The sequence below is a fragment of the Micromonospora sp. NPDC049230 genome, from assembly GCF_040647875.1.
GTDB lineage: Bacteria > Actinomycetota > Actinomycetes > Mycobacteriales > Micromonosporaceae > Micromonospora.
In genome coordinates, this window is sequence record NZ_JBEZCZ010000051.1 from 1 (window position 1) to 22,961 (window position 22,961).

Genomic DNA, 22,961 nt, shown 5'->3' on the forward strand with positions numbered 1-22,961 from the left:
GTGGGGCGCGGCGGCGGCACCGGCCGCCGCCGCGCCTGTCCGTCTACGCGCCCGAGATGGTCCTCAGTGCCGTGTCGAGTGCCTGGTCTGCCGGGACGGGCACGTCGGGGAGCACACCGACGCCTTCCCAGTTGGTGCCGGTGACGCTGTTGATGGTCCGGGCTGTCGGCACTGTCACGAGGATGTGGTCGGTGACCGGGTGGCGGGCCGTCGGATGCGCGCCGCCACGTGTCGTCTCACCGACGACGACAGCCCGGCCGTGCGCCTGAAGGGTGTACGCCACGTCCTCGCCGCCGGAGAACGTCATCGCGCTGGTGAGTACGTGGACCGGGCGGTCCGGGTAGCGCGGCGCGGGAAGGTGCGCGGTCGTCCAGAACTGGCGGGTGGCGCCGGTGGACCGTTCGTAGAAGTCGTTGAGGTGCACCTGGTCGTCGCGGAAGAAGTAGCTGCACCACATCGCGGCGCCCTCGGGTGCTCCGCCGGAGCAGGCGCGCAGGTCGAGGATGAGCGCGGCGCTGAGGGCGACCAGTTGCATGGCCGCGCCGATCGCGGCGGCGCCCTCGTCGGCGTACGCGATGCGCCGCACGTCGATCAGCCCGACGTTGCCGGCCAGGTGCTCGACCCGGCGGATGCCCTGGTTCTCCGCCCGGAGCAGCGCCAGGAACGCGGCCCGCCCACCGTCGGCGTCCGCTGGATCCAGCGACTGCGGCTGGTCGGACCACAGCAACCGCAGATGCCTGTCCGGGCACACCTGCTGAAGGTGCGCGGTCACCGTCGCGCAGAGCGCTGGTCCGTCCAGGTCGGCGTACTCGCCCGCCGCGAGACGACGCCGGATCGCGGCGTCGATGTCCGCGACCTTCCCGGGAAAGACGTACCCTGCCTCGATCCGGTCCAGGGCCTGTCCGATTATCTGTTCGTTTGGGAGCACGGCGGGCCACGGTAGACCACCCACGGCCTGCTGGCCATCTCATGTCGCGCCGGCCCACCAGTCGTTTGTGGCGGCCCATGGTTATCGTCTCGGCCATGTCTGACTTCCGCGGCGACACCTCGGGTGTCTCGACGCTCCGAGCCGCACTGACGGTCGTCCTGGTCGGAATCGTGGCGACCGGTATCGGCCTCACCTTCGTCTGGGACGACCGGGGCTCACCGCGGGAAGTGACGACGACGGGCACCCTGACCGGTTCCCATCCCTCGGCCCGGCACGAGAAGCGCAAGGGGACGTGGTACGAGTTCCAGTACACGATCGCCGACGGACGGCAGGTCGCCACCAGCTTCCGGGTCACCCCCAGCGGCTCCCTCGGCCGCGACGGTGACAGGGTCAAGGTGATCTATTCGCCGGATGCCCCGATGGAGGGCCGGTTGTGGGTGACCCGAGGCGGTCTGGAGTTTCTGCCGGCGGCCGGCGGGCTGGCGCTCACACTGGGCGCGCTTCGAGTCGTCATCAGTGAGCTGCTCAAGCGGCGCCGCCGACGGCAGGCGCCCACCCGCGCGTAGGTGGGGCTGGCCCTGCACGACGTTGCCAAGGAACCCGCGAAGTCACCTACGAGATGGTGGAGAGCTGCGCCGTTGTGCCCGTCGCAGGAGGCCCACGGCAATGACGAGCAGACCAAGGGCGATCAATCCGCCGCTCACGTACCGGAGGGGTGGTGACACCTCCGGCCAGGCGAACTGTGCCGCGATGAGCAGGACGAAGAACGTGAGCATGACAAGTGCGCCAATTGCCTGCCGACGCCGCATCGCGTACCCCCTTGATTCTCGGTGCCCTTCGGAGCGTGGTTGTGCTCGAAGTTGTCCTCGGCCAAACCTCCGGCGTGCCGGGACCGTGGCCCGCCACTGGCAAAAGTGCGGTGATGGCCGGAATCGTCCCGCGCGAATTGATCATGTCGTACTCGTCGATTAGTGTCCGCGTCCGTGAATCACTCTCGAATTGCTTCCGTGCTGTTGATCCTTGCCGCCACCACCGCGCTGACCGCCTGCGGTGACGCGGAACCGGCGAAAAACGCCGGCTCGACGCCGTCTGCCAGCACATCCGCCGCCGCGACCTCAGCGGCGGCTTCCCCCACCGCCGCACCGGCGTCGTCGGCCGCTACCGGCGCCACGAGCGACAAGGAACTCTGCACGTCGGTGAAGAAGGCCAGCGACGAGATGAGGGCCGAGCTGTTGAAGATCGTCACGGCCGGTGAGCCGACGGCGGCGGACTTCCGGAAGATCCTGACCGAGTTGGGGACGAAGGCCACCGCCTTGGCCGCGGCTGGCGGAGACAGCAAGGTGGCCACGGCCCTCAAGCCGTTCGGCGCCGAGGCGGCCAAGGCCGCGGCGGCTGCCGACCCGGGGTCCGCTGCCGACAACCCGGCCTTCCTGAAGGCCGGCAAGGACCTCAGCGCCGCGTGCAAGGCGGTCGGAGTCAGTGTGACCCTCTGATCACGATGGTCTCAGTGCTGTTGCGGTAGACGGGGATCGTGGTGGTCGGCGGTGTTTCTGGCGACGGCCACCATGATGATGGTGCTGAGCAGCGCGGCGACGGGGGCGAGGGTCAGGCCGTGGCGGACGCCGTGCGCCACGACCAGACCGGTGACCGCCGAGCCGGCGGCGCTGCCGATGGTGAACGCGGTGGCGACCCAGGCGAACGCCTCGGCCACGGTGCCCGGCGCCGCGAGCTGATCCACCAGCAGGAAGATGGCGGTGAGCGCCGGCGGGAGGGCCAGACCGCTGACCGCCAGCAACACCGCCATCAGGGTGGGGCGCGGTGTCAGCAGCAGCGGCACGAAGCCGAGGGTCAGCCCGGCGGTGAGCAGCGGCAGCCGCCGCGCTCCGGCGGGCCCGGCCCGGGTGTAGAGCAGGCCGCCGATCAGCGCACCGGTTGCCTGCGCGGCGAGCAGCCAGCCGGCCAGGTGCCGGTCGCCGGCCTCCTCCGCGTAGGCGGTGACCGCCACCGCGATGCCGCCGACCGCCATCCCCGTGCCGACCACCCCGGCCAGCAGCGCCGCGAACCGGGGCACCCGCAGCGGGCCTGCCCAGTGCCGTGCCGCCGCAACCCCCCGCCAGGCCCGCACGGCGGGAGCACGGACGAACGCGGCGGTCCCGGCGAGCTGGAGCAGCGCGGCCACGACCAACCCGGCGACCGGCCCGCCGAGCGCCACCGCGAGGAGCGTCGTGAGCGGGCCCACCACGAAAATCACCTCCTGTACGGCGACATCCAGCGCGTACGCGGCCGGCACCGCCGCCGGGGGCAGCAGATCCGGCCACAGCGAGCGAAGGCACGCCTCCAGCGGGGGAGCGCCGAGCCCGGCGACCACGGCACCGACGGCGGCACCTGTCGCGCCGAAGGCACCGGTGGCCACGAAGCCGAACCCGACGCCGGACATCACCGCCGCGATGCCCAGCACCGGCGGCTGACGCCAACGGTCCACCGCCCGGGCGAGCAGCGGCGTACCCACCGCCACCCCGGCGGTGTACGCGGCGACGAGCAACCCGGCCGTGGCCAGGCTGAACGACTCCCGCGCGAACAGCAGGAGAGCGAGCGGCCCGGAGGCCGACGGCAGCCGACCCACCTGGGCGGCGAGCAGGACCCAGAGCACCTGCGGGGCACGCAGGACCACCCGGATACCGGATGAGGACATGAGACATCGCTCCCGGCGCGATGGAAGGAATCGAACGGATCCACGGGCAACTGCCAGCGCGGATCAGGGAGCGAAGTCGGACCGTTCGTGGTCGTTGCCGTACAACGGCAGCGGAGGCGTGATCCACCGGGCGTACGAAGCCGCGACCGCCTCCACCGGAACCACGAGCTGACCGTATCGCACGGCACCGCTCGACGGGGGGTGCGCTCTGCTCAGAGTGGGGCGATGGCCGTCATCCGCGTGCCCGCTGCCCGGCGAGCACGTCGCGGCTGGCGAGCACGACGAGCGAGAGCGGGATGAACACCCACAGCTGAAGGACCGTGTACCGGCGCAGCTCACCGTCGATGGACGCGCCGGCCAGTTCGGCGTCGAGGGCGCCGGGGCGCATCAGCGCGATCGCGTACGCGGACAGCGGGGCGTAGTTGAGGCCCGCACCGGTCAGCCACAGCCCCAGCGCTCGGCTGCCGAGGCCGTGCGCCGACCCCAGCAGCCAGACACCCCACGTCACCATGACGACCACGCCGACGAGGAACTCGGCCAGGATGATCAGGCGTCGACGGGTGGTGCCCCGGCTCCCGTACATGTCGATGGCCGCCAGCCGACGAACGTTCACCGCACCGATGGTGCCACCGCCGCGCAACGGCCGGGGTCGGGCCGGGAGGGGACCGACGCCGGTGATGAGTTTTCGCGCCCGCGCCCGTCATACCCAGGGACGTGACGAGGCGGAAGGATGACGTGATGAGTGCGGACACCCGGCTGGACGGGTTGGGCGAGGTCGACGAGCTGACGTTCGCGGGGTTGGCGGACCGGCACCGGCGGGAGCTGCACGTGCACTGCTACCGGATGCTCGGGTCGTTCGAGGACGCCGAGGACGCGGTGCAGGAGACGTTGCTGCGGGCGTGGCGGCGGCGGGAGACCTTCGCGGGGCGGTCGTCGGTGCGGGCCTGGTTGTACCGGATCGCCACGAACGCCTGCCTGGACCTGCTCGCCAAGCGCCGCCCGGGGCCCGCGACCGGAGGTGAGGTGCGGTGGTTGCAGCCGTACCCGGATCGGTTGCTCGACGAGCTGCCGGCGGGTGGCGCGGACGAGCCGGAGGCGCTCGCCGTCGCGCGGGAGACGATCGAGTTGGCGTACGTCATCGCGGTTCAGCACCTCGCGCCGCGCCCCCGGGCCGCGCTGATCCTGCGCGACGTGCTCGGGTGGCCGGCGAAGGACGTCGCGGAGCTTCTCGGCGACTCCGTGAACTCGGTCAACAGCGCGTTGCAGCGGGCCCGTGCCGGGATGCGGGAGCACCTGCCGGCCGAGCGGCAGGACTGGACCGGCGGGGAGGGCGACGCCGGTACGCGGGAGTTGGTGCGCCCCTTCACCGACGCCGCAGTGGCCACGGACGTCGACGTGCTCGCCGCGATGCTGCGCGACGACGTCCGCTGCTCGATGCCGCCCACGCCGGGTCTGTCCGTCGGGCGCGACGCGGTGGTGTCCGGTTGGGTCGAGGACGGGTTCGAGGGCATGCGGGGCCTGCGCGGGGTCCCGACCTCGGTGAACCGGCAGCCGGCCGTCGCCTTCTACCTGTGGCGCGCGGAGGAGGGCGCGTACCTGCCGTTGACCCTCGACGTCCTGCGCGTCACCGGCGGTGCGATCACCGAGATCGTCACCTTCCACGACGACCAGTTCCCGCGCCTCGGGCTGCCCGAGCGTCTGCCGGCCGACGGCACCGAATAGGCACGCGCGGCCCCCGCACCGGCACGACGTGGCCACCCCCGGCGACCCGCAGCCGCTCAGAGGTGGGCGACGACCACCCTGGTGGCCTGCGCGAGAAGGGCGTCGTCGGGGGTGGCGCCCTTCGTGGAGCGGCTGGACAGCACGGCGAGCACGATCGGGGCGCGGTCGGGCGGCCAGAGCACGGCGATGTCGTTGCGGGTGCCGTACCCTCCGGTCCCGGTCTTGTCACCGACCACCCAGCCGGCGGGCACACCCGCGCGGATCAGCGCCGCCCCGGTGGTGTTGTCGCGCAGCCAACCGCGCAGGACGTCGCGGTCCGCGGGCGTCAGGGCATCCCCCAGGGTGTACGCGCGCAGGTCACCCGCCAGGGCCCGCGCGGTGCTGGTGTCCCGCCGGTCGCCGGGCGTCGCCTCGTTGAGCGCGGTCTCGTAGCGGGCGGCGTCGGTGACCGTGTCGCCGCGGGCGCGTAGCTTCGTCTCGAAGCCCTGCGGGCCGCCGAGGTGACGCAGCAGCAGGTTGCCGGCGGTGTTGTCGCTGTAGCGCACTGCGGCGTCGGCGAGGGCACGCAGGCTCAGGCCCGCGGCGACGTGCTTCTCGGTGACCGGGGAGTGGGCCACCAACTCCTCCGCCGAGTAGCGCACCACCCGGTCCAGCTCGGCGTCCGTGGTGTCGTCGAGCACTTCGGCGGCGGCCAACGCCTTCCACGTCGAGGCGTACGCGAATCGTTCGTCAGGGCGGTGTGCCAGAGTGCGGCCGGTGCCCGTGTCGACGGCGTAGACCCCCAGGCGCGCGCCGAACGCCTGCTCCAACCGCTGGAACTCCTGCGCGGCGGCCGGCGTCGGGGACAGCGTCGGCGTCATCTCGGGGCTCGGTGTGGTGCGCGCCTCGGGTGCGTCGTCGGTGCCGCACGCCGCCAACGACACCAGGACCGACAGTGCGGCCACCGCGGTCGCCAGGCGTCGCACCAGGGCATCCATCATCGTTCCCCCTCGTCTCCGGCGGGTCACCCGCGACGACCATACGGTGGTGACCGCCGGAGGTCGTCAGCTGTGCGGGCTTGCGCTGATCGACTCGGGTTCCCGAAAAGCCGAGTCGATCACCGGGCGCGGGCGCGCGCGGACACGAATGCGCGGCTGGCGACGATTCGTTCAGTCGAAGGGGAGTCGGCGCGGTTCGAGTCTCCACCCCCGGCCGAACTGCCAGGAGGCGGTGGGCCACGCCGCGACGAAACCGGCGATCAGCCCCAACTGGCCCGCGAACCAGAAGAGGGGGCTGTCGGGTCGCAGGGGTGGCTCGGGAAAGACCACGCGATGCGCGAGCGTCAGCCACACGAACAGCGTCACCTCGAAGGCGGTGATGGTCAGCAGTTCGACCCTCGCGACCGTGGACAGCGCGTGCCCGATCTTCCGGACGCTGCGACCGGTCGCGCCGACGTACCGGAAGAGGACGGCTATCGCCACCGCCGCCAGGTAGTCCCCGACGTAGTCGACCCACAGGGTCTCCTGAGCCGGGTCGGACCTGACGGCGTACAGGGCGACCTCGGCGATGACGAAACCGAGGGCGCAGTGGGCGCCGCAGCGGGACACCTGGGTGACGACGAGGCCCCGGCGGGGCCTTCGCGGCTGGCCCTCCCGCCGCCTCTGGGCGAACGCCTCCGGCCTGCCCCAGTCCCAGTAGAGGCGGACGGCTGCCGGGCCGACGTAGAGGACCGTCACCAGCCAGACGATCTCCATGATCCGGACCGGCTGACGGTGTCCGCGCAGATAGGTGTCCGCGACGACGATCGCGCAGCTGGCGAACCCGAACGCGAGCGAGACCCAGGAGAGCGTCAGGAGCCAGGTTGGTTGCATGCCCGCCCCTTCCGCGCGCGGGACGCCGACGCGCCTCCCGTCGCCGCGTCAGCAGGGGGCACACCGACCGAGGGCACTTCGCAGTGTTCCACGCCGTGCCCGCCGGCAGCGGGAGATCTGGCGTTCCCGCTGCCGGGGGCGGACGGCTGCTGCTGACCGGGGCCTCAGTTGCCGAGGTTGACCTGAGCCCGGTGGTGGTCGCCCTTCTCGATGAGGTCGACGAACCCGAGCGCGTAGTCCGCGGCGGAGATCGCGCCGCCGTCCTCGGGCGCGATCGCGACGTCGTCGCCGAGCCGGTAACGGCCGAGTCGCTCGCTGGGCATCCACGCGCCGAAGCGGAGCGCCGGGCTCACGAAGACCCAGTCGAGGGTCGCGGGCGTGGCCGGGAGGTCCTCGATGATGAGCGCCGCCCCGGCGCGGATCTCGTCGTGGAGTTCCGCCGGGACCTGGCTGAGGTCGGCGACGAAGCGGTCCGCACCGGGCGCGGGGCGCAGCGACGAGTAGCCGCCGACGACGAACAGGGGTACCCCGGCGGCGTCGGCCAGACGGGCGACGGCCCGGTAGACGTCGCGGAAGGTTGCGGCCAGCGGGCCGCGTGGGGCGAGTGCGGCCACGACGACGTCCGCGCCTTCGACGGCCGCCGAGAGGGTCGCCTCGTCGGTGGCGTCGCCGTGGCGGTATGTCGCGTTCGGGACGGGCGTCGTGGGGGCCGAGCGGCTCAGCGAGGTGACCTGGTGACCACGAGTGGCGGCCTCCGCGACGATTGCCGAACCGGCGTAGCCGGTGCCGCCGATGACGGTGATGCGAGACACGAGGTGCCCTTCCAGGAGATTGGGTGGCGTCGGGCGACGCGCTGCGATTACCGTACGAGTGCAACTCTCCAACGGGAAGAAGGCACTTTGTGGTAACCACCCCCGGGGCCGAGTCGGTGCTGCGGGGCAGCCCCTACCGCGCGGACTGCCCGACTCGCCACATCCTGGATCGCATCGGCGACCGGTGGACGGTGCTCGTCGTGGGCGCCCTCTGGGACGGCAGTGTCCGCTTCTCCGAGGTGCGCCGCCGCGTCGAGGGCGTGTCGCAGAAGATGCTCACCCAGACCCTCCGCGGGCTCGAACGCGACGGTCTCGTGCGCCGCACCGTCTACCCGGAGGTCCCGGTCCGCGTGGAGTACGCGCTCACCGAGGCGGGCCGCACCCTGCGGGGGCCGCTGCGCGCGCTGGAGGAGTGGTCGATCACCCACCTCGGCGACGTGTCGGCGGCGCAGGCGGCCTACGACCGGGCGAACCTGCCTGCGTCGGACTCGACGGATCGCGACCACTGACCCAGCCCCTGGAGTCGCGGGCATGCGGATTCGGATCGACGGCAGCGACCTCCCCGGGCGGCGTGCCGGTGCGCAGGCCGACGCGCTGCGGCTCGGCAACGTGCACGTGGGGATGCAGCGCAAGGCCGACGTGGTCGGCCAGGTGCCGGCCGACGCGGCGACGGCGACCTGGGGCTTCGAGGTGTCCAGTCGGGAGGTCGACGCGATGCTCGACGTCGGCGGTCCGAGGGCAGCGGGGTCCTGGTCGGCCGGGTCGGCCTGACCGACGCGGACGGCGGCCCGGTGTGCGCTCGGGTCCACCCTCCCGTCATCGCCTGGACGGTGGAGTAGCCGGCCAGGGGCTTTGACACACGCCTAGCTGCCGAAGTCGACGCCGGCGAGGGGAACGCGGCGGTGCGCGGCGAGGCGTTCGGCCTGCGCGGTGACGGCCGTGCGGGTGGCGGCGGACAACCGGTGCCAGGGCTGGACGGCGACAGTGAACGCGCGGCCGGCCTTGCGGGGACGCCAGGTGCCGACCAGGTCGCCGTCGACCAGGACGGCGCCGGGGCGACCCAGCACCGGCCACAGCTCCTTGGCCTGGGAGGTGTCCGGCACCAGCGTCGCCCGGTCCTTGGCCTGGAGGAACAGGTCGAACGGGCCGAGCAGCCGGGTCCCCGCGTCGTCGGCCGAGGCCAGTGCCTGCTCGTCGGCGGCCAGCAGCGAGCGCACCTCACCGTCGACCGGCACCTCGATCACGTCGTCGGGCCAGCGCCCCTTCACGTCCTTCACGGGGGCGTCGAGATAGTCGGCGACGTGTTTCGGGGTGGCCGGGCCGAGCAGGCGAAGGTAGGCGCGGATGAGGTCGAACCGGTCACCCGGTGCGGCCGCCTTCCGGAACCCGGCGATGCGCCGCAGGACCGGAGGTGAGGAGTCGAGCTGCAACTCCAGCCCGGCCCGCGCGGCGGCGAGGCGGAAAGGCATCTCGTAGACGTGCGTGGCGTCGCACGGCCGGCAGAACCGCAGGTACGGCTCGGGCAGCATCGTGGCCAGGCGGCCGGAGACGTCTCCCTTGACCGTCGGCGTGGTGACGATGGCTCGCATCCGGGCGGCCACCTCGTCGAGGGCCGCGAGGTTGCCGATGCCGGCCGCCTTCAACGGCTTGGACGCGTCGTAGATGCGCTTGCCCGCGTCGGCGTCGGAGAAGGGTTCGACCGCCGCCACCACCTTCGCGACATCGGCCCGGCGGTAGAGGTGGGGTGCGCCGCGTACGGTCCACAGCAGGATCACCTCCGTGTCGGACAGCGTCGTCACGTCGACCCCGCGTACCGCCAGCGCCCACCGGGCGCCGTCCGGGCCGGTGTTCTGCACGCCCAGATCCAGGACGGCGGTGTCGGCGAGCGTCCCGTGGTCCCGGTCGAGCTGTTGGGCCCGGACGCGGAAGTTCATCACCTGGCGCCGATCAACCATGGCTGCACCCTAAGGCCTGGCTCTCTCGGTGGGTCCAGGCGCGCAGCACCCACCCGGCGGCGCTCCCGCGTACGGGGAGGCGGTTCCCTCCGCGGGGGGATTCGTGGGCCTGCCGGCCGGCGCGTTCTATCTGGGCCTGCTGTGCCTCCTCGCCGGCCTCGGTGGAATCCTGGCGTTGGGGCTGATCAGCGAGTGGGGCGTGACCTTCCCCGTTGGGTGCCGTGGCTGCGCGGACGCCGGGTGCCGCAGTGGGTGCCGCTGACGCCGACGGTGCTGGGCTCCGCCCTTCGGCCTCCCGCTGCTGCTGGCGTGGGCGATCGCGTTGCCGCTGGCGGGCTGGTCCTACTACCTGCGTACCCGGCTGCCGCGCTGACGGGACCGCCGGCCGTCAGGCCACCAGGGAAGCCCGCCCGCTGTCCAGGTCGTAACGGGCGCCGACGACCCGCAACGCGCCCTGGCGCACCTTCTCGGCGATGAGCGTGCTGCGTGCCGGGAGCGCGGCCACCTGGGCGGCTATGTTGGCGCGGACCGCGTTCTCCACCGGGTCGCCGGGCTGGTCCAGCACCGGCTCGACGATCGGACGCAGGGCGGCCACGATGGTGCCGATGTGCCCGGGTGCGGCACCGCCACTGTGGATGGCGTCGATGGTGGCGGTGATCGCGCCGCAGCGTTCGTGGCCGAGGACGACGATCAGCAGGCTGCCGAACTCCTGCACGGCGAACTCGACGCTGCCCAGCAGCAGGTCGTCGACGATGTTGCCGGCCACCCGGTTGTCGAACAGGTCGCCGAGCCCCTGGTCGAAGAGCACCTCCGGCGCTACCCGGGAGTCCGCGCAGCCGACGGTGATGGCGAACGGGTGCTGGCCGGCGGCCAGTCGGTGCAGGTCGGTGAGGCCCTGGTGCGGGTGCCGCCCGTGGCCGGTGGTGAACCGTCGGTTGCCGGCCTGGAGCCGACGAAGCGCCTCGGCCGGCGTACCGACCGGGTTGTCCGCCGGTGCGGCGGCGGCAGCGGACGGGTTCGCTGCCGCACCGAGCGCGACGGCGGCGGCGCCACCGGCGGCCAGCAGCGAACGACGGGACAGGGGGGAACGTGCCACGATGATCTCCCTGAGGTGAGGCGACTCGCTACTTCCTACCAGCAGTCGTCCACGAAGGTGTGTTGTCTGCGCCACCCCGCCGGGTCTTGCGCGAGGGGAGCCACGCGTGGTGTGGCGGTCGGTGGGCGACGCGAACGGCTCCCTCGCCCGGGCGAGGGAGCCGTTCGGCGAACGGGGTGGTCAGCCGCCGGCGAAGGTGACCTCGGTGCCGCACTTGGCGTTCTGGTTGAGGCAGGACTTCACCAGGGCGCCGAGGCGTGCCGGTTCCCAGGCGTTCATGAAGTCGCCGTGCATGGACGACGGTTTGCCGGAGGAGAGCGCGAGACCGTCACCGCCCAGCGACTGGTAGTTGACCATGAAGGACAGGTCCGGCACGGCCACCGGGTACTTCCCGGTGCAGACACCGTTCACCGGGTCGCCCATGTGCGACTTGTGGTCGGGCGAGTCGATGTTCTTGCCGTCCCAGCAGTCCTTGAACACCAGTTGGAAGATCAGGTTGCCGCCCGGGGCGCAGACCGGCCAGTTGCCGTCGGCGCTGCGGCCGATCTCGGCGCTGCCGGCGCACCAGAACTGATTGCTACCGGCGTTCTTCGGGGTGTCCACCTGCCGCTTGGCGTCGCCTTCGACGACCCGCAGGCCCGGGGGGAAGGGCTTCACCGTCGACGGGTCCTTGACCCGCGAGCCGTAGTAGACGCGCATGCTCTTGATCGGGACCGGCTGACCGTCCTTGCGCAACTCCGGGGTCCAGTAGGCGCTGTTGTCACCCGGGGCGTTGCAGTTGGTCGTCGCGGAGAGCAGCTTGTCGGTCGTGGTGAACGCGTCGATCTTCGGACCGAAGAAGGTGTGCATGTGCGAGGCGCCCGGCAGGGCGGGCACGACGATCGGGTCGTCCGGCGCCGAGTTGGCCACCTCGCAGTCGGTGTGGAACTCGGGAACCCGGGTGGTCCCCGGCGTCACCGCCTTCGGGGTGAGGGCGTCGAAGGCGGCCAGCTCCCTGCTCCACCGCGCCTGGTCGACCGGAACCCAGCCGGCTGCCGGCGCGTTCGGCGGGACGGACGTGGAGGCGGACGCCGACGGGGTGGGCTTCGGCGCGGACGGGGTGGTGGGCGTCGCCGGCGCGCTCGGCGTCGGGCCCGCCGTGGGGCCGAACGTGAACCAGTTCAGGTTCACGAAGTCCGACGGCGAGGTGCTCTGCATGACGGCGAAGACGGTCTGCGGGCCGGCCGGCACGCCGGACGCCGTCGCCGTGACTGTCGTCCACTTCTGCCAGCCGCCGGTCTGCGCGATCGGGAAGGCGGCAAGCAGTTGACCGTCCGGCGCGGCGAGGTGCAGCTCGACGGTGCCGCCGGTGGCGTTGTGCGAGGACACCCGGGCCGTGAGGCTGGCGCCGGTGATCGACACGCCGTCGTAGCGCAGCCAGTCGCCGTTGGCCAGCCAGCCGACGTTCCGGCCGCCGTCGGCGTCGCCGGTGCCCTCGGTCTGTGCCCCGGAGTGTGCCGCGAAGGCCTCGGCCTGGACCCGGCCGGGCACGGCGACCTCTTCGGCCTGGGCGCCGGCGATGTAGATGCCGCTGGCGCCCAGTGCGGCCACGACGGCGGCGGCGAGCGTCACGCGGGTGCGGCGGCGACGCTGTCGCGCCCGGTCCGCCGGTGCGACATGCGCGGGGGGAGTCCGCATTACCAGTGTTGTCCTTTGCGTCGGCGACAAAGCTTTTGACGAAAGGAATTATGGGCGTGCCGAGGGTTGGCAACAACTCGCGGAAGAAGAATTAAGGAGGGTGCTCGGGGGGTTTCCTGGTCACCGTCATGTCCGTGCCGGATAACAGTTTTTCGGCAGTGCAACCTTAAGACTTCGTTAAGTGCGGGGGTGCGTGTCCCCGGCGATGGGGTGATTACAGTTTTTGCAGATAAAAATTGCTTCGATCATCAACGTTGGTCGGGGCGGTGCCGGGCGAAGGCGTCGGCCTTGCCCCAGCGGCCGGGGACGTCCAGCAGCGCGACCCGTCCGAAGATGGATGGCAGCGCGGGATCCACGGCCAGGTGGTCCTCGTGCGGGTTGAGGCCCAGCATGGTACGGATCAGCAGCATCGACGCGCCGCTGGACCACGCCTGCGGGCTGCCGGCGGTGGGATACCGGACCGGGTAGCGGGTGGTGTTGCGGTCGAACCCGCCGAACGCCTCGGGGAGGCGGCCCTGGAAGTAGGTCGCGGCGGACAGGATGCTCTCGGCGATGCGGGCCGCCTCGCTGGCGAACCCGTAACGGCGCAGGCCCCAGGCGATGAACGAGTTGTCGAACGGCCAGACCGTGCCGTTGTGGTAGCCGAGGGGGTTGTAGCGGCTCTGGCCCTCGGCGAGGGTCCGCACACCCCAACCGGAGAACAGCGCCCGACCCATCAGGTGGTCGACGACCTGCGAGGCCCGCTCCGGCGGCACGATGCCGCTCCACAGCAGGTGCCCGATGTTGGACGACAGGCTGTCGACGGGGGTGCCGTCGTGGTCGAGCGCCAGGGCGTAGTAGCCGCGGTCGGCCAGCCAGAAGTCCCGGTTGAACCTGTCGTACAGCGCCGCCGCCTCCCGCTCCAGCCGGTCGGCGAAATCCGGGTCACCCCAGACGGTACGGGCCAGCCGGGCCCCGCGGATCTTGGCGTCGTAGGCGTACCCCTGGGTTTCGCAGGTGGCCCTCGGGAAGCCCGGCAGCCTTCCGTCGGCGTAGGAGATGCTGTCCCAGGAGTCCTTCCAGCACTGGTTCTCCAGGCCGGTGGCGTGGTTGCGTCGCTCGTACCAGATGTAGCCGGTGGACGTCAGGTCCGCGTACCTGTCGATCCACGCCAGGGCGGCGCGGGCCTCCTGCTCCAACTCCATGACCAGCGCGGTGTCGCCGCTCCACCGTTCGTACTCGTCGAGCAGCACCACGAACAGCGGTGAGGCGTCCACGGTGCCGTAGTAGGGGGAGTGCGGCTGTTCCTCGAACGCGGCCGACTCCCCGTAGCGCAGCTCGTGCAGGATCCGGCCGGGGTCCTCCTCCAGCACGTCGTCGGTGCGGGCACCCTGCAACGAGGCGAGGATCCGTAGCGTCGGCGGGGTCAACGACGGGGTGACGGGCAGGGTCTGTAGGCAGGTCAGCAGGCTGTCGCGGCCGAACAGGGTCATGAACCAGGGCAACCCGGCGGCGGGTACGGCCGCGCCGCTGAGCGAGAGCGGGGCGAAGCGCAACGCCGCCAGGTCCACCAGGCTGCGGTGGTACACCTGTTGGAGCGCGGCGCTCTCGGTGTCCAGGGTCGGTGCCGCCGCGACCCAGGCCCGCAGGCTGGTGGGCAGTGTGGAGTCGTCGGGCCGCAGGGCCCGCAGCGCCGAGCGCAGGTCGACGCCGTCCGGACGCAGCGCCAACATGGCGACCTGCAACCGCGTCGACCACTGTTCACCGGGGGCCAGGTGGATCGTGAACCGCAGGCCGTCCGGGTCGAACTCGGCGGGCTCACTCGCCGACACGACGACCTCACGTCGGTAGGTGCCGCGCCGGTAGCCCATGCGCAACTCGTCCGGGCTCACGTGGGTGTAATGGGTGCCGGTCTTGTCACCGATGTCGAACTTGATCTCGAAGATGTCGGCGAAGTCGGCGGCCACCTCCAACCGGATGTCGAGGTCCATGTCCCGTTCGCCGTAGTTGAAGATCGTCAGCGATTCGGTGAGGTCCGGACCGATGCGCCTGCGCCGGATGGCCGACACGTCGGCCTGCACGTAGTCCACCGCCGCGCCCGGCACCACGAAGAACGTGACCTCGTAGTACTGGCTGTCGTCCACCGACAGCGCGGTCATGCACTCGCCGTTGACGAACAGCATCCAACGGGACAGGAAGCGGGTGTCGGCGGCGAACAGCCCGACCGGCGTGGCGGGGGACGACTCCACGTCGCCGCTGGCGTCGGACACCATGAAGGTGTTCCCGTCGATACACGAGACGGTGCCCGGGATGTCCCTCACCTGTCACGTCCCACTGGCCCGGTCGCCGCTCTGTAGCGGCCCGGGCGCCCGCGGGAACAGCCGCCCGATGCGCAGGGCCAGGCCAAGGTCCCCGTCGACCATGATCTCGCCCCGGGTGATCGCCGCCAGGCCGTTCACCTCACCGCGCGCCATCGCCTCCGCGACCTGCGCGGACACCATGATGACCGTGGTGGCGGGGTCGGCGCTCCGGGTCACCCGCATCCGGCCATGATCGATTACCAGGAGCCACTGCTCCAGCTGGGCACCGTCGCGGATGTCGAACCGCACGCTGCCGCACACCTTGTCGAACCGCGGATCCTGGCCGGCGACCGTCAGCCGCTCGAAGAACGCGCTGGTCGCCGTCATCCCACCTCCCCGGGCGCTGGTAGAAACGCCTGCCGGCTACCCGGTGCGGCTCGGTGTTAACTCCGGGCGGACTCCTTCTTCGGGGTTTTGTGCGCGAAGGCGGCTCCAGGTGGTCGCGTCATCACGCCGCTACCGGAGGTCGAAGTCCACCACGACCGGCGCGCGTCGGACCCGGACGGGGGTCGCGGTGTCGAAGTCGGCCGCGTCCCGGTGCCACGACGGCGGGGCGTACGCGCAGTCGCAGCGCAGCCGCACCCGCTGCCCGGGGAGCAGGCGCAGGGTGTAGCCGGTGCCCACGTCCGCCACGCCGGCCAGGTCCCCGGTGGCCGCGTCGAACGCGATCACCTGGGCGTAGGTGAGCAGCTCGTCGACCCGCACGCTCCCACTGAGCGGCGTCCCGGCGGGCAGCGCCTGATTCAGGGTCGCCGTCTGCTGGGCGCGGACCCGCACCGGCCGCGCCTGCTGCCGACTGCCCACCCCACCGGACCACACGGTCGCCAGCCCGGCCGCGGCGAACTGCACCGGCCAGTCGTACGGGCCGAGACCGGCGATCGTGTAGCGGCCGTCCTCGTCGGTGGTCGGGCCGTGGTCGCCGTACTTCGGATCCGGCACGTAGGGCACCACCATCACCCGGGCGCGGGGGACCGGTGCGCCAGTCGCGGCGTCGGTCACCACCCCCACGACGGTGCCGGGCGGGTCGAGCCGGACGTCCGGCAGGCTGGTCACCACGCCGGCCCGCACGCGCACCTGGTGGGCCCGCTCGCGGTCACCGGTGCCGCCGTGCCGGCCGACCCACTGCCAGCCGTGCGCCGTCGTGTCGTACGGGCGCACCAGCAGCCGGTACGTCCCGGGGACGACGTCGGAGGCCACCAGGACGCCCTGCTCGTCGGCGCAGCCCGCGTACCGGCCGAGCTGGTCCTCGCCGAGGGTCACCGCCGCCAGGGCCGCGGCCTCCACCGGGACGAGCGCGGCGCAGGCCCGGGGCACCGGTGCGCCGGTCGTCGCGTCCCGCACGACGGTGCGGACGACGCCGGGCGCGGGCGTCGCCGACCCGGGGGTACGCGCGGCAGCCGGCGCGGCGGCCGGCACGACGAGCAGTGCGACGGTGACGCTGGCGGTCAGGTGGCGCAGGAGGGCCTGGCTCATGGCGGTGTCCTTCCGGCGGCGCGGCGGGTTGGGCCGAAGGTAACGGTCTCGGGTGATCCAAATCGGACAATGTCGCGATGTTGACCGGTGCCGTAGGCGTTCATGCCCCCATTGCCGCATCGGACGTTCTGCCCCGAACCGGGCGCATACCGCACGTCCACCACATACCGTCACGGGTGCGGAACCACCACCACTGCCGCTCCGCCGGCTGTCACCTCCACCGGAAGGGACCAGGCATGACCCGGATCGACACCGTGCTCCTGCCCGAGTTGGACGGGCCGGTGCCGGCGACGCTGCCGAGCACCCTGGGCCTGCTGAGCCTGGCGCTGGGCGTGGGCGCCCTGGTCGCGCCCGGACCCGTGGCGCGACTGACCGGGGTGGACGACTCCCCGTCCGCGCGGGCCGTGCTGCCGGCCGTCGGCCTCCGGGAGTTGGGCAGCGCCGGCGGCCTGCTCAGTGGGCGCCGCCCCGCCGGCTGGGCCTGGAGCCGGGTGGCCGGCGACGCCATGGACCTGACCCTGCTCGGGCGGGCCCTCGCCGACCGCGACGGTGAACGCCGCCGCCGGGTCGCGCTGAGCACCCTCGCGGTCGCCGGCATCACCGCCGTCGACGTGCTCTGCGCCGTACGGATCGGGCGGGCCCAACGAGCCCGGGCCCGGATGATCCGGATGGAGATCGCCGTGACCGTCAACCGCTCACCCGCCGAGGCGTACCGGTTCTGGCGGGACATGGAGAACCTGCCCCGGTTCATGGCACACCTGGAGTCCGTACGCGCCGACGACCTGCGCCGCTCGCACTGGATCGCCCGTGGCCCGGCCGGTCACCGCGTCGAGTGGGACGCCGAGATCATCGACGACCAGCCGAACAAGTCGATCACCTGGCGATCGCTGCCGGGCACCCGGGTGCCCAACGCCGGGCGGGTCCGGTTCGTGCCCGCACCCGGTGACCGGGGCACCGAGGTCCGGGTCGAGCTGCGGTACGCCCCGCCGGCCGGCGCGCTCGGGCGGGTGGTGGCGAAGCTCTTCGGCGAGGAGCCCGAGCAGCAGGTCCGTGACGACCTGCGCCGCTTCAAGCAGGTGCTGGAGACCGGCGAGGTGGTCCGCTCCGAGGGCAGCCCCAACGGCATCTCCGTACGCCAGCAGGCCATGCAGCGTCCCGCCCAGCCGCTGCCGACGCCGCGCCGCTGACCGCCCACGCATCCGAAAGGGACCGACAATGAAGGCCACCGCCTGGATGGGCACCGACAGCGTCAAGGTGATCGACGTGCCCGACCCCAAGATCATGAACGCCCGGGACGCGATCGTCCGGATCAGCACCACCGCGATCTGCGGCTCGGACCTGCACCTCTACCACGGCTACATCCCCGCGATGCGCAGAGGCGACATCCTCGGCCACGAGTTCATGGGCGAGGTGGTCGAGGTGGGCCCACAGGTGCGCAACCTCAAACCCGGCGACCGGGTGGTGGTGCCCTTCCCGATCGCCTGCGGGCACTGCTCGTCCTGCCAACGCGGCCTCTACTCGGTCTGCGAGAACTCCAACCCGAACGCCGGCATCGCCGAGAAGATCATGGGCCACTCGCCGGGCGGCATCTTCGGCTACTCCCACCTGCTCGGCGGCTACGCCGGCGGTCAGGCCGAGTACGCCCGGGTGCCGTTCGCCGACATCGGCCCGCTCAAGGTGCCCGACGAGGTCCGCGACGACCAGGCGGTCATGCTCGCCGACGTGTTCCCGACCGGCTACATGGGCGCCGAGATGTGCGACATCAAACCCGGCCAGGTGATCGCGGTCTGGGGCGCCGGCCCGGTGGGGCTGTTCGCCGCCGCCAGCGCACGGCTGCTCGGCGCGGAGCGGGTGATCGTCATCGACCGGTTCGCGTACCGGTTGCGGCTGGCCGAGGAGCACATCGGCGCCGAGACGATCAACTACGAGCAGGCGGACGTGCTGGACACCCTGAACGAGATGACCGCCGGCCGGGGGCCCGACGCGTGCGTCGACGCGGTCGGTCTGGAAGGCCACCACGGCAACGCCGCCATGTACGCCTACGACCGGGCGAAGCAGGTCGCCCGGGTCGAGACGGAACGGCCGTTCGCCCTGCGCCAGGCGATCCTCGCCTGCCGCTCGGGCGGGGTGGTCTCGGTCGTCGGCGCGTACGGCGGCTTCGTCGACAAGTTCCCGATGGGCGCGTTCATGAACCGCTCACTGGTCATGCGGACCGGTCAGTGCCACGTCCAGCGCTACACCCGGCCGCTGCTGGAACGCATCCAGCGCGGCGAGATCGACCCGAGTTTCATCGTCAGCCACCGGATGCCGCTGCGCGACGCCCCCAAGGGCTACAAGATCTTCCAGAAGAAGCAGGACGACTGTACGAAGGTGCTGCTCACAGTCTGACCGACGCCACGCTGCCAGCTGCCGGGACGACCGCGGTGATCAACTCGGTTTTCTTGATGTCGGGGCATCCAGTCGACGGGAACATCCCGATGTCAATGAACTCGTGATGATCAAGCCGGATCGCGCCGTGTTTGGGGTCGGCGGCTAGCGTGTCGGCATGGATCACGGTGGAACCTCGGTGCCGGTGACGGCCGATCTCACCGTTCGGCTGCGACCGGTTGCCGAGCCCGACCTGGCGATGTTTCGGCGGCTCTGCACCGAGCCCGGCCTGATCGGGTTGGACTGGGCCGGCTTCCGCGACGCTGGGGCGCCGGCTCGGCGGTTCGCCGTCGACGGCTACCTCGGCGAGGACGACGGGCGGCTCATCGTCGAGGTCGAGCAGGAGCGGGCAGCCGCAGGCCTCGTCAGCTACATCTCTGGGCGTTACGCCGGGCGGGCGTCGTACTGGGAGATCGGCATCTTTCTCCTGCCGCCCTGGCGCGGGCGGGGGATCGGCTGGCGGGCGCAGGCGTTGCTCTGCGACTACCTGTTCCAGCACACGCCGGCGCAGCGCATCCAGGCCGGCACCCACCCGGAGAACATCGCCGAGCAGCGGGCGCTGGAGAAGGCCGGCTTCCAGTTGGAGGGCGTCGTGCGGGCCAGTGAGTTTCGGGCCGGCCAGTGGCGCGACGCATACCTCTACAGCCGGCTGCGCGACGACCCGCTCCCGTGGGACGCGGCCACGGGAGGCTAGCGCGGGCGAACTCCCGGCTGCACCGTCAGGGTCCCCGCCTCGGCGTCGATCGTGGCCCGCGCACCCAGCGGAACGGTGAGCTGCCCGTTGCCATGCCCCAGCCGTAGCCCGCCCAGGACCGGCACGCCAAGGTCGGACAGGCGGTCCTTCAGCACCGCCGCCGCATCCCACTCGCCGGGTTCGCCGACGCTGTTGGTGATCTGGCCGATGGCCACCCCGGCGACCCTGGACAACACGCCCACCCGGCGCAGCTCGGTCAGCATCATGTCGATGCTGTACGGAGCTTCGTCGACGTCCTCGAAGAACAGGATGGCGTCGTCGAACTTCGGGATGTCACCCGCACCCAGGGAGGTGGAGAGCAGGGTGAGGCAGCCGCCGAGCAGCGGGCCAGATGCGCGCCCCGGCACCAGCACCGGTGCCGCCGTCTCGGCCGGGTCCCGGGTGATCGTCACGGGTGCGGTGGTCATCACCGCCCGGCGCAGCGCCTCGGCCGAATCAGGGCCGGTGCGGTCGTCGCTCCAGTTGACCATCGGACCGTAGAAGGTGACCAGGCCCGCCTCGCGCCAGAGCTTGCCGTGGATGCTGGTGATGTCGCTGAAACCGACGACCACCCGGGGATCCCGGCGAACACCGGACACGTCGATGCCATCGACGATCCGCTGGGTGCCGTAACCGCCACGGGCGGCGAAGACCGCACGGATCCCTGGATCGTTGAGGGCGGCGTTGAGGTCGGCCAGCCGCTGCGCGTCGGTGCCGGCCAGATAGCCGTACGTGGCGAAGACGTGCGTGCCCAGCTCGACCTCCAGGCCCCAGCTCCGCAGGATCTCGATGCCACGGGCCATGTTCGTGGGGTCGGGGGTGCTGCCGGGCGACACGACCCGGACCCGATCGCCGGGCGCCAGCGCCGGTGCCCGCAGCACGCGCTTCGCACCCGGTGCGGCCTGCGCGGCCCCGGTCTCCAACCCGCCAACGAGCACCGCGCCACCGGCCGCCGCCGCTCCCATCCGCAGCATGTGTCGACGGGACAGGGGCGCCAGCGCGGGCCCCCGGGGCGAAGCTGGGTCTGTTGCTGACGTGGCCATCGGCATCCCCTCGTCTGACGATGTGCGAGCCGCCACAGCCTACGACAGTCATCGACGCCAGGCGGGGTCCACAAGGGATGGTCCGCACCCGACGGACGCGCGGTGCCCGGCGGGCTTCCCGCACGGCACGGCCCGACCCCGGGGGCACTGGCGACCCGAGTGCCGTGACTGGCAGGTTTCGTGCGGCCCCGCCCGCCGATGGCGGGAAGTCCGGATCGGCCCGTGACCCCGTTTGTGGCCGGGGAGCCTGGGAACTCGCCCCGTTCGTCCGCAGACCGGCCGCACGGCGGGTCGAGGAAACCGAAGGAGCCGAGCATGGAGTACGAGCAGATGATCGCCACGGTACGACAGCGAGCGGGCCTCGGTGAGAACGAGGCCGTGCGGTCCGTCCAGGCCGTCCTGTCGGTGCTCGGCGAACGGCTCGCCGGACAGGAGGCCGACCACCTGGCGGCACAGCTACCGGAACGGCTGAACGGGTCCGTCACCCGCAATCCGCAGGGCCGCCGGTGGGACGTCGGCGAGTTCCTGAAGAACGTCGGGGACCGCGAACAGGTCGCGAACGCCGACCACGTGCGTCAACACGCCCAGGCGGTGTTGCGTACCGTCGCCGAGGCGCTCGACGACGACGAGCGTAACGACCTGCTCGCCCAGCTGCCCGGCGGCATCATCGACCTCTTCGGTGTGCCCACCCCGCGAGGCTGAACCCCGCGCCGATCGGGCCAGCCGGGGCGCCTACGGGATCGGCCACTCGTGCACCGGCCGGTTGCTGTGCATCAGGTCCACATAGTGGCGGACCACCTCCCGCAGCGCCGCCGGCCGGTCCAGGTGGTCGGCGGACTCCAGTCGGTGCAGCGTCTCCACCTGCCAGGTCGCGCCGTTGCGGCTGGTCAGGCAGCGCTGCTCGATGATGCCGAGCAACCTGTCGCGTTCGCCCGGGTCGAGCCCCCACCGGTCCAGCCCGTGGTGTGCCATCGGCAGCAGCCGGCGCAGCACCAGCTCGGTGACGGGCAGATAGCCGAGGCCGGGCCAGAAGACCTGCGCGTCGATGCCGTGCCGGGCGCAGTTGGTGAAGTTCTCCTCGGCGGCGCTGAACGACATCTGCGACCACAGTGGCCTGTCGGATTCGGCAAGGGCACGCACCAGTCCGAAGTAGAACGCGCCGTTGGCGATGGTGTCCAGCACTGTCGGGCCGGCGGGCAGCACCCGGTTTTCCACACGGAGATGCGGGCGACCGCGGGACACGTCGTACACCGGGCGGTTCCACCGGTAGACGGTGCCGTTGTGCAGGCGCAGCTCGGCGAGGTTGGGCACCTCACCGGCCGCGAGGGTCTGCGTCGGGTCCTCCGGGTCGCAGACCGGCAACAGCGCCGGAAAATAGCGCACGTTCTCCTCGAACAGGTCGAACACACTGGTGATCCAGCGTTCGCCGAACCAGACTCTGGGGCGTACCCCCTGGGCCTTGATCTCTTCCGACCGGGTGTCGGTGGCCTGCTGGAACAGCGGGATGCGGGTCTCGCGCCACAGCTCCCGGCCGAAGAACAGCGGCGAGTTCGCACCGACGGCGACCTGGATGCCGGCGATCGCCTGGGCGGCGTTCCAGTAGTCGGCGAACTGGGCCGGGCTGACCTGCAAATGGAACTGGGTGCTGGTGCAGGCCGCCTCCGGGGTGATCGTGTCGGCGGTGACCGCCAGGCGTTCCACCCCGCTGATGGCGATCGGCAGGTCCTCACCGCGCGCCGCGAAGATCTGCTCGTTGAGCAGCTTGTAGCGGGGGTTGGCCGAGAGCGTCTCGGCGGTCAGGTGCTCGGGACGCAGCGTCGGCAGGATCCCGATCATGACCATGTGCGCGCCGATCGCCCGCGCCTTCACCTCGGCGGCGTTCAGGCTGGCCCGCACGTACTCCTCGAAGTCGGCGGTGCCGGTGCCGGTCAGTCGGCGCGGCGGCACGTTGATCTCGACGTTGAACTGGCCCAACTCGGTCTGGAAGCTCGGATCGGCGATGGCCGCCAGCACGTCGGCGTTGCGCATCGCCGGGTTCGACGCCTCGTCGACCAGGTTCAGCTCGATCTCCACGCCGGTCATCGGCCGGTCGACGTCGAAACGCGACTCGCGCAGCATCTCGGCGAAGACATCCAGACAGCGGCGGACCTTGTCGCGATAGCGGGCCCGATCTTCTCGACTGAAGGTTCGTACGCCGACGTCCTCGCCCATCGT

24 protein-coding genes and 1 pseudogene are annotated in these 22,961 nt (G+C 71.7%); 9 read left to right on the forward strand and 16 right to left on the reverse strand.

All coding sequences use genetic code 11. The annotated features are described in order from the left end of the window. Positions 1–43: 43 nt before the first annotated feature. Positions 44–928, reverse strand: coding sequence for a S41 family peptidase (locus AB0A95_RS30215; RefSeq protein WP_357559126.1), 885 nt, complete (start codon positions 926–928; stop codon positions 44–46). Between the two features lie 95 nt (positions 929–1,023). On the opposite strand from AB0A95_RS30215, the gene AB0A95_RS30220 reads away from it, so the two are divergent. Next, entirely contained in the window at positions 1,024–1,494 is a 471-nt protein-coding gene (locus AB0A95_RS30220) for a DUF3592 domain-containing protein (RefSeq protein ID WP_357559127.1), read from the forward strand. A gap of 422 nt (positions 1,495–1,916) precedes the next feature. On the opposite strand, the gene AB0A95_RS30225 is transcribed toward AB0A95_RS30220, so the two are convergent. Beyond that, a complete protein-coding gene (locus AB0A95_RS30225) occupies positions 1,917–2,174 on the reverse strand; it encodes a hypothetical protein (RefSeq protein ID WP_357559128.1) in 258 nt (85 codons plus the stop codon). Between AB0A95_RS30225 and AB0A95_RS30230 the strand changes: the two genes are divergently transcribed. Further along, positions 2,161–2,421: a hypothetical protein gene (locus AB0A95_RS30230; RefSeq protein WP_357559129.1), complete on the forward strand. Its 261-nt coding sequence runs from the start codon at positions 2,161–2,163 to the stop codon at positions 2,419–2,421. The two genes, AB0A95_RS30225 and AB0A95_RS30230, sit on opposite strands and share 14 nt — an antisense overlap. Positions 2,422–2,432: 11 nt before the next feature. Here AB0A95_RS30230 and AB0A95_RS30235 read toward each other — a convergent pair whose 3' ends face one another. Next, positions 2,433–3,620, reverse strand: a complete 1,188-nt coding sequence (locus AB0A95_RS30235; RefSeq protein ID WP_357559130.1) for an MFS transporter — start codon at positions 3,618–3,620, stop codon at positions 2,433–2,435. Positions 3,621–3,852: 232 nt separating this feature from the next. After that, positions 3,853–4,233 (reverse strand): hypothetical protein, encoded by a 381-nt coding sequence (locus AB0A95_RS30240; RefSeq protein WP_357559131.1) that lies wholly within the window; start codon positions 4,231–4,233, stop codon positions 3,853–3,855. A 125-nt stretch (positions 4,234–4,358) separates the two neighbouring features. On the opposite strand from AB0A95_RS30240, the gene AB0A95_RS30245 reads away from it, so the two are divergent. Continuing rightward, complete coding sequence (locus tag AB0A95_RS30245; protein WP_357559132.1) at positions 4,359–5,342, forward strand: RNA polymerase subunit sigma-70; 984 nt, start codon at positions 4,359–4,361, stop codon at positions 5,340–5,342. A 56-nt stretch (positions 5,343–5,398) separates the two neighbouring features. Here AB0A95_RS30245 and bla read toward each other — a convergent pair whose 3' ends face one another. From bla to AB0A95_RS30260, 3 genes are all read right to left on the reverse strand, one after another. Beyond that, the gene (bla, locus tag AB0A95_RS30250; protein WP_357559133.1) at positions 5,399–6,322 is read right to left on the reverse strand and encodes a class A beta-lactamase; all 924 of its coding nucleotides are present in this window, start codon (positions 6,320–6,322) and stop codon (positions 5,399–5,401) included. Positions 6,323–6,490: 168 nt separating this feature from the next. Then, positions 6,491–7,192: a DUF4396 domain-containing protein gene (locus AB0A95_RS30255; protein ID WP_357559134.1), complete on the reverse strand. Its 702-nt coding sequence runs from the start codon at positions 7,190–7,192 to the stop codon at positions 6,491–6,493. A 164-nt stretch (positions 7,193–7,356) separates the two neighbouring features. Next, the gene (locus AB0A95_RS30260; protein ID WP_357559135.1) at positions 7,357–8,004 is read right to left on the reverse strand and encodes an NAD(P)H-binding protein; all 648 of its coding nucleotides are present in this window, start codon (positions 8,002–8,004) and stop codon (positions 7,357–7,359) included. Between the two features lie 89 nt (positions 8,005–8,093). Here AB0A95_RS30260 and AB0A95_RS30265 point away from each other — a divergent pair, with 89 nt between their 5' ends. Beyond that, the gene (locus AB0A95_RS30265) at positions 8,094–8,513 is read left to right on the forward strand and encodes a helix-turn-helix domain-containing protein (protein WP_357559136.1); all 420 of its coding nucleotides are present in this window, start codon (positions 8,094–8,096) and stop codon (positions 8,511–8,513) included. A gap of 22 nt (positions 8,514–8,535) precedes the next feature. Next, positions 8,536–8,843, forward strand: a pseudogene (locus tag AB0A95_RS30270) (DUF5990 family protein). Between the two features lie 24 nt (positions 8,844–8,867). On the opposite strand, the gene AB0A95_RS30275 reads toward AB0A95_RS30270, so the two are convergent. The 6 genes from AB0A95_RS30275 to AB0A95_RS30300 all read right to left on the reverse strand — a co-directional run bounded on the left by AB0A95_RS30275 (position 8,868) and on the right by AB0A95_RS30300 (position 16,544). Then, a complete protein-coding gene (locus AB0A95_RS30275; protein ID WP_357559137.1) occupies positions 8,868–9,959 on the reverse strand; it encodes a winged helix DNA-binding domain-containing protein in 1,092 nt (363 codons plus the stop codon). A 388-nt stretch (positions 9,960–10,347) separates the two neighbouring features. Then, positions 10,348–11,055 carry a carbonic anhydrase gene (locus AB0A95_RS30280; RefSeq protein WP_357559138.1) on the reverse strand — a complete coding sequence of 236 codons (708 nt, stop codon included), beginning with the start codon at positions 11,053–11,055 and terminating at the stop codon, positions 10,348–10,350. Between the two features lie 180 nt (positions 11,056–11,235). Continuing rightward, entirely contained in the window at positions 11,236–12,732 is a 1,497-nt protein-coding gene (locus AB0A95_RS30285) for a DUF1996 domain-containing protein (RefSeq protein ID WP_357559139.1), read from the reverse strand. A 248-nt stretch (positions 12,733–12,980) separates the two neighbouring features. After that, complete coding sequence (locus AB0A95_RS30290; protein ID WP_357559169.1) at positions 12,981–15,023, reverse strand: glycogen debranching N-terminal domain-containing protein; 2,043 nt, start codon at positions 15,021–15,023, stop codon at positions 12,981–12,983. A gap of 12 nt (positions 15,024–15,035) precedes the next feature. Continuing rightward, the gene (locus AB0A95_RS30295) at positions 15,036–15,398 is read right to left on the reverse strand and encodes an SCP2 sterol-binding domain-containing protein (protein ID WP_357559140.1); all 363 of its coding nucleotides are present in this window, start codon (positions 15,396–15,398) and stop codon (positions 15,036–15,038) included. 129 nt (positions 15,399–15,527) lie between these two features. Then, on the reverse strand, positions 15,528–16,544 hold the full coding sequence (locus AB0A95_RS30300) for a carboxypeptidase-like regulatory domain-containing protein (RefSeq protein ID WP_357559141.1): 1,017 nt from the start codon (positions 16,542–16,544) through the stop codon (positions 15,528–15,530). Positions 16,545–16,780: 236 nt separating this feature from the next. Here AB0A95_RS30300 and AB0A95_RS30305 point away from each other — a divergent pair, with 236 nt between their 5' ends. Continuing rightward, positions 16,781–17,731 carry an SRPBCC family protein gene (locus AB0A95_RS30305; RefSeq protein WP_357559142.1) on the forward strand — a complete coding sequence of 317 codons (951 nt, stop codon included), beginning with the start codon at positions 16,781–16,783 and terminating at the stop codon, positions 17,729–17,731. Positions 17,732–17,759: 28 nt separating this feature from the next. Next, positions 17,760–18,932 carry a zinc-dependent alcohol dehydrogenase gene (locus AB0A95_RS30310; RefSeq protein WP_357559143.1) on the forward strand — a complete coding sequence of 391 codons (1,173 nt, stop codon included), beginning with the start codon at positions 17,760–17,762 and terminating at the stop codon, positions 18,930–18,932. On the opposite strand, the gene AB0A95_RS30315 is transcribed toward AB0A95_RS30310, so the two are convergent. After that, positions 18,922–19,098 carry a hypothetical protein gene (locus tag AB0A95_RS30315; RefSeq protein WP_357559144.1) on the reverse strand — a complete coding sequence of 59 codons (177 nt, stop codon included), beginning with the start codon at positions 19,096–19,098 and terminating at the stop codon, positions 18,922–18,924. The two genes, AB0A95_RS30310 and AB0A95_RS30315, sit on opposite strands and share 11 nt — an antisense overlap. Between AB0A95_RS30315 and AB0A95_RS30320 the strand changes: the two genes are divergently transcribed. Beyond that, the gene (locus AB0A95_RS30320) at positions 19,090–19,665 is read left to right on the forward strand and encodes a GNAT family protein (protein WP_357559145.1); all 576 of its coding nucleotides are present in this window, start codon (positions 19,090–19,092) and stop codon (positions 19,663–19,665) included. The two genes, AB0A95_RS30315 and AB0A95_RS30320, sit on opposite strands and share 9 nt — an antisense overlap. Here the strand turns inward: AB0A95_RS30320 and AB0A95_RS30325 are convergent. Then, entirely contained in the window at positions 19,662–20,678 is a 1,017-nt protein-coding gene (locus tag AB0A95_RS30325; RefSeq protein WP_357559146.1) for an LD-carboxypeptidase, read from the reverse strand. The genes AB0A95_RS30320 and AB0A95_RS30325 overlap by 4 nt on opposite strands. Positions 20,679–21,062: 384 nt before the next feature. Here AB0A95_RS30325 and AB0A95_RS30330 point away from each other — a divergent pair, with 384 nt between their 5' ends. Next, positions 21,063–21,449 (forward strand): DUF2267 domain-containing protein, encoded by a 387-nt coding sequence (locus AB0A95_RS30330; RefSeq protein ID WP_357559147.1) that lies wholly within the window; start codon positions 21,063–21,065, stop codon positions 21,447–21,449. A gap of 30 nt (positions 21,450–21,479) precedes the next feature. Here AB0A95_RS30330 and AB0A95_RS30335 read toward each other — a convergent pair whose 3' ends face one another. Continuing rightward, the gene (locus AB0A95_RS30335; RefSeq protein ID WP_357559148.1) at positions 21,480–22,958 is read right to left on the reverse strand and encodes a glutamate--cysteine ligase; all 1,479 of its coding nucleotides are present in this window, start codon (positions 22,956–22,958) and stop codon (positions 21,480–21,482) included. Between the last annotated feature and the right edge of the window lie 3 nt (positions 22,959–22,961).

Excerpts from the sequence above, each read along its gene's own strand:
- AB0A95_RS30220 (WP_357559127.1), top strand. The coding sequence starts at position 1,024 with ATGTCTGACTTCCGCGGCGACACCTCGGGTGTCTCGACGCTCCGAGCC.
- AB0A95_RS30235 (WP_357559130.1), bottom strand. The coding sequence starts at position 3,620 with ATGTCCTCATCCGGTATCCGGGTGGTCCTGCGTGCCCCGCAGGTGCTC.
- AB0A95_RS30245 (WP_357559132.1), top strand. The coding sequence starts at position 4,359 with ATGAGTGCGGACACCCGGCTGGACGGGTTGGGCGAGGTCGACGAGCTG.
- bla (WP_357559133.1), bottom strand. The coding sequence starts at position 6,322 with ATGATGGATGCCCTGGTGCGACGCCTGGCGACCGCGGTGGCCGCACTG.
- AB0A95_RS30255 (WP_357559134.1), bottom strand. The coding sequence starts at position 7,192 with ATGCAACCAACCTGGCTCCTGACGCTCTCCTGGGTCTCGCTCGCGTTC.
- AB0A95_RS30275 (WP_357559137.1), bottom strand. The coding sequence starts at position 9,959 with ATGGTTGATCGGCGCCAGGTGATGAACTTCCGCGTCCGGGCCCAACAG.
- AB0A95_RS30285 (WP_357559139.1), bottom strand. The coding sequence starts at position 12,732 with ATGCGGACTCCCCCCGCGCATGTCGCACCGGCGGACCGGGCGCGACAG.
- AB0A95_RS30295 (WP_357559140.1), bottom strand. The coding sequence starts at position 15,398 with ATGACGGCGACCAGCGCGTTCTTCGAGCGGCTGACGGTCGCCGGCCAG.
- AB0A95_RS30300 (WP_357559141.1), bottom strand. The coding sequence starts at position 16,544 with ATGAGCCAGGCCCTCCTGCGCCACCTGACCGCCAGCGTCACCGTCGCA.
- AB0A95_RS30305 (WP_357559142.1), top strand. The coding sequence starts at position 16,781 with ATGACCCGGATCGACACCGTGCTCCTGCCCGAGTTGGACGGGCCGGTG.
- AB0A95_RS30310 (WP_357559143.1), top strand. The coding sequence starts at position 17,760 with ATGAAGGCCACCGCCTGGATGGGCACCGACAGCGTCAAGGTGATCGAC.
- AB0A95_RS30320 (WP_357559145.1), top strand. The coding sequence starts at position 19,090 with ATGGATCACGGTGGAACCTCGGTGCCGGTGACGGCCGATCTCACCGTT.
- AB0A95_RS30325 (WP_357559146.1), bottom strand. The coding sequence starts at position 20,678 with ATGCTGCGGATGGGAGCGGCGGCGGCCGGTGGCGCGGTGCTCGTTGGC.
- AB0A95_RS30330 (WP_357559147.1), top strand. The coding sequence starts at position 21,063 with ATGGAGTACGAGCAGATGATCGCCACGGTACGACAGCGAGCGGGCCTC.
- AB0A95_RS30335 (WP_357559148.1), bottom strand. The coding sequence starts at position 22,958 with ATGGGCGAGGACGTCGGCGTACGAACCTTCAGTCGAGAAGATCGGGCC.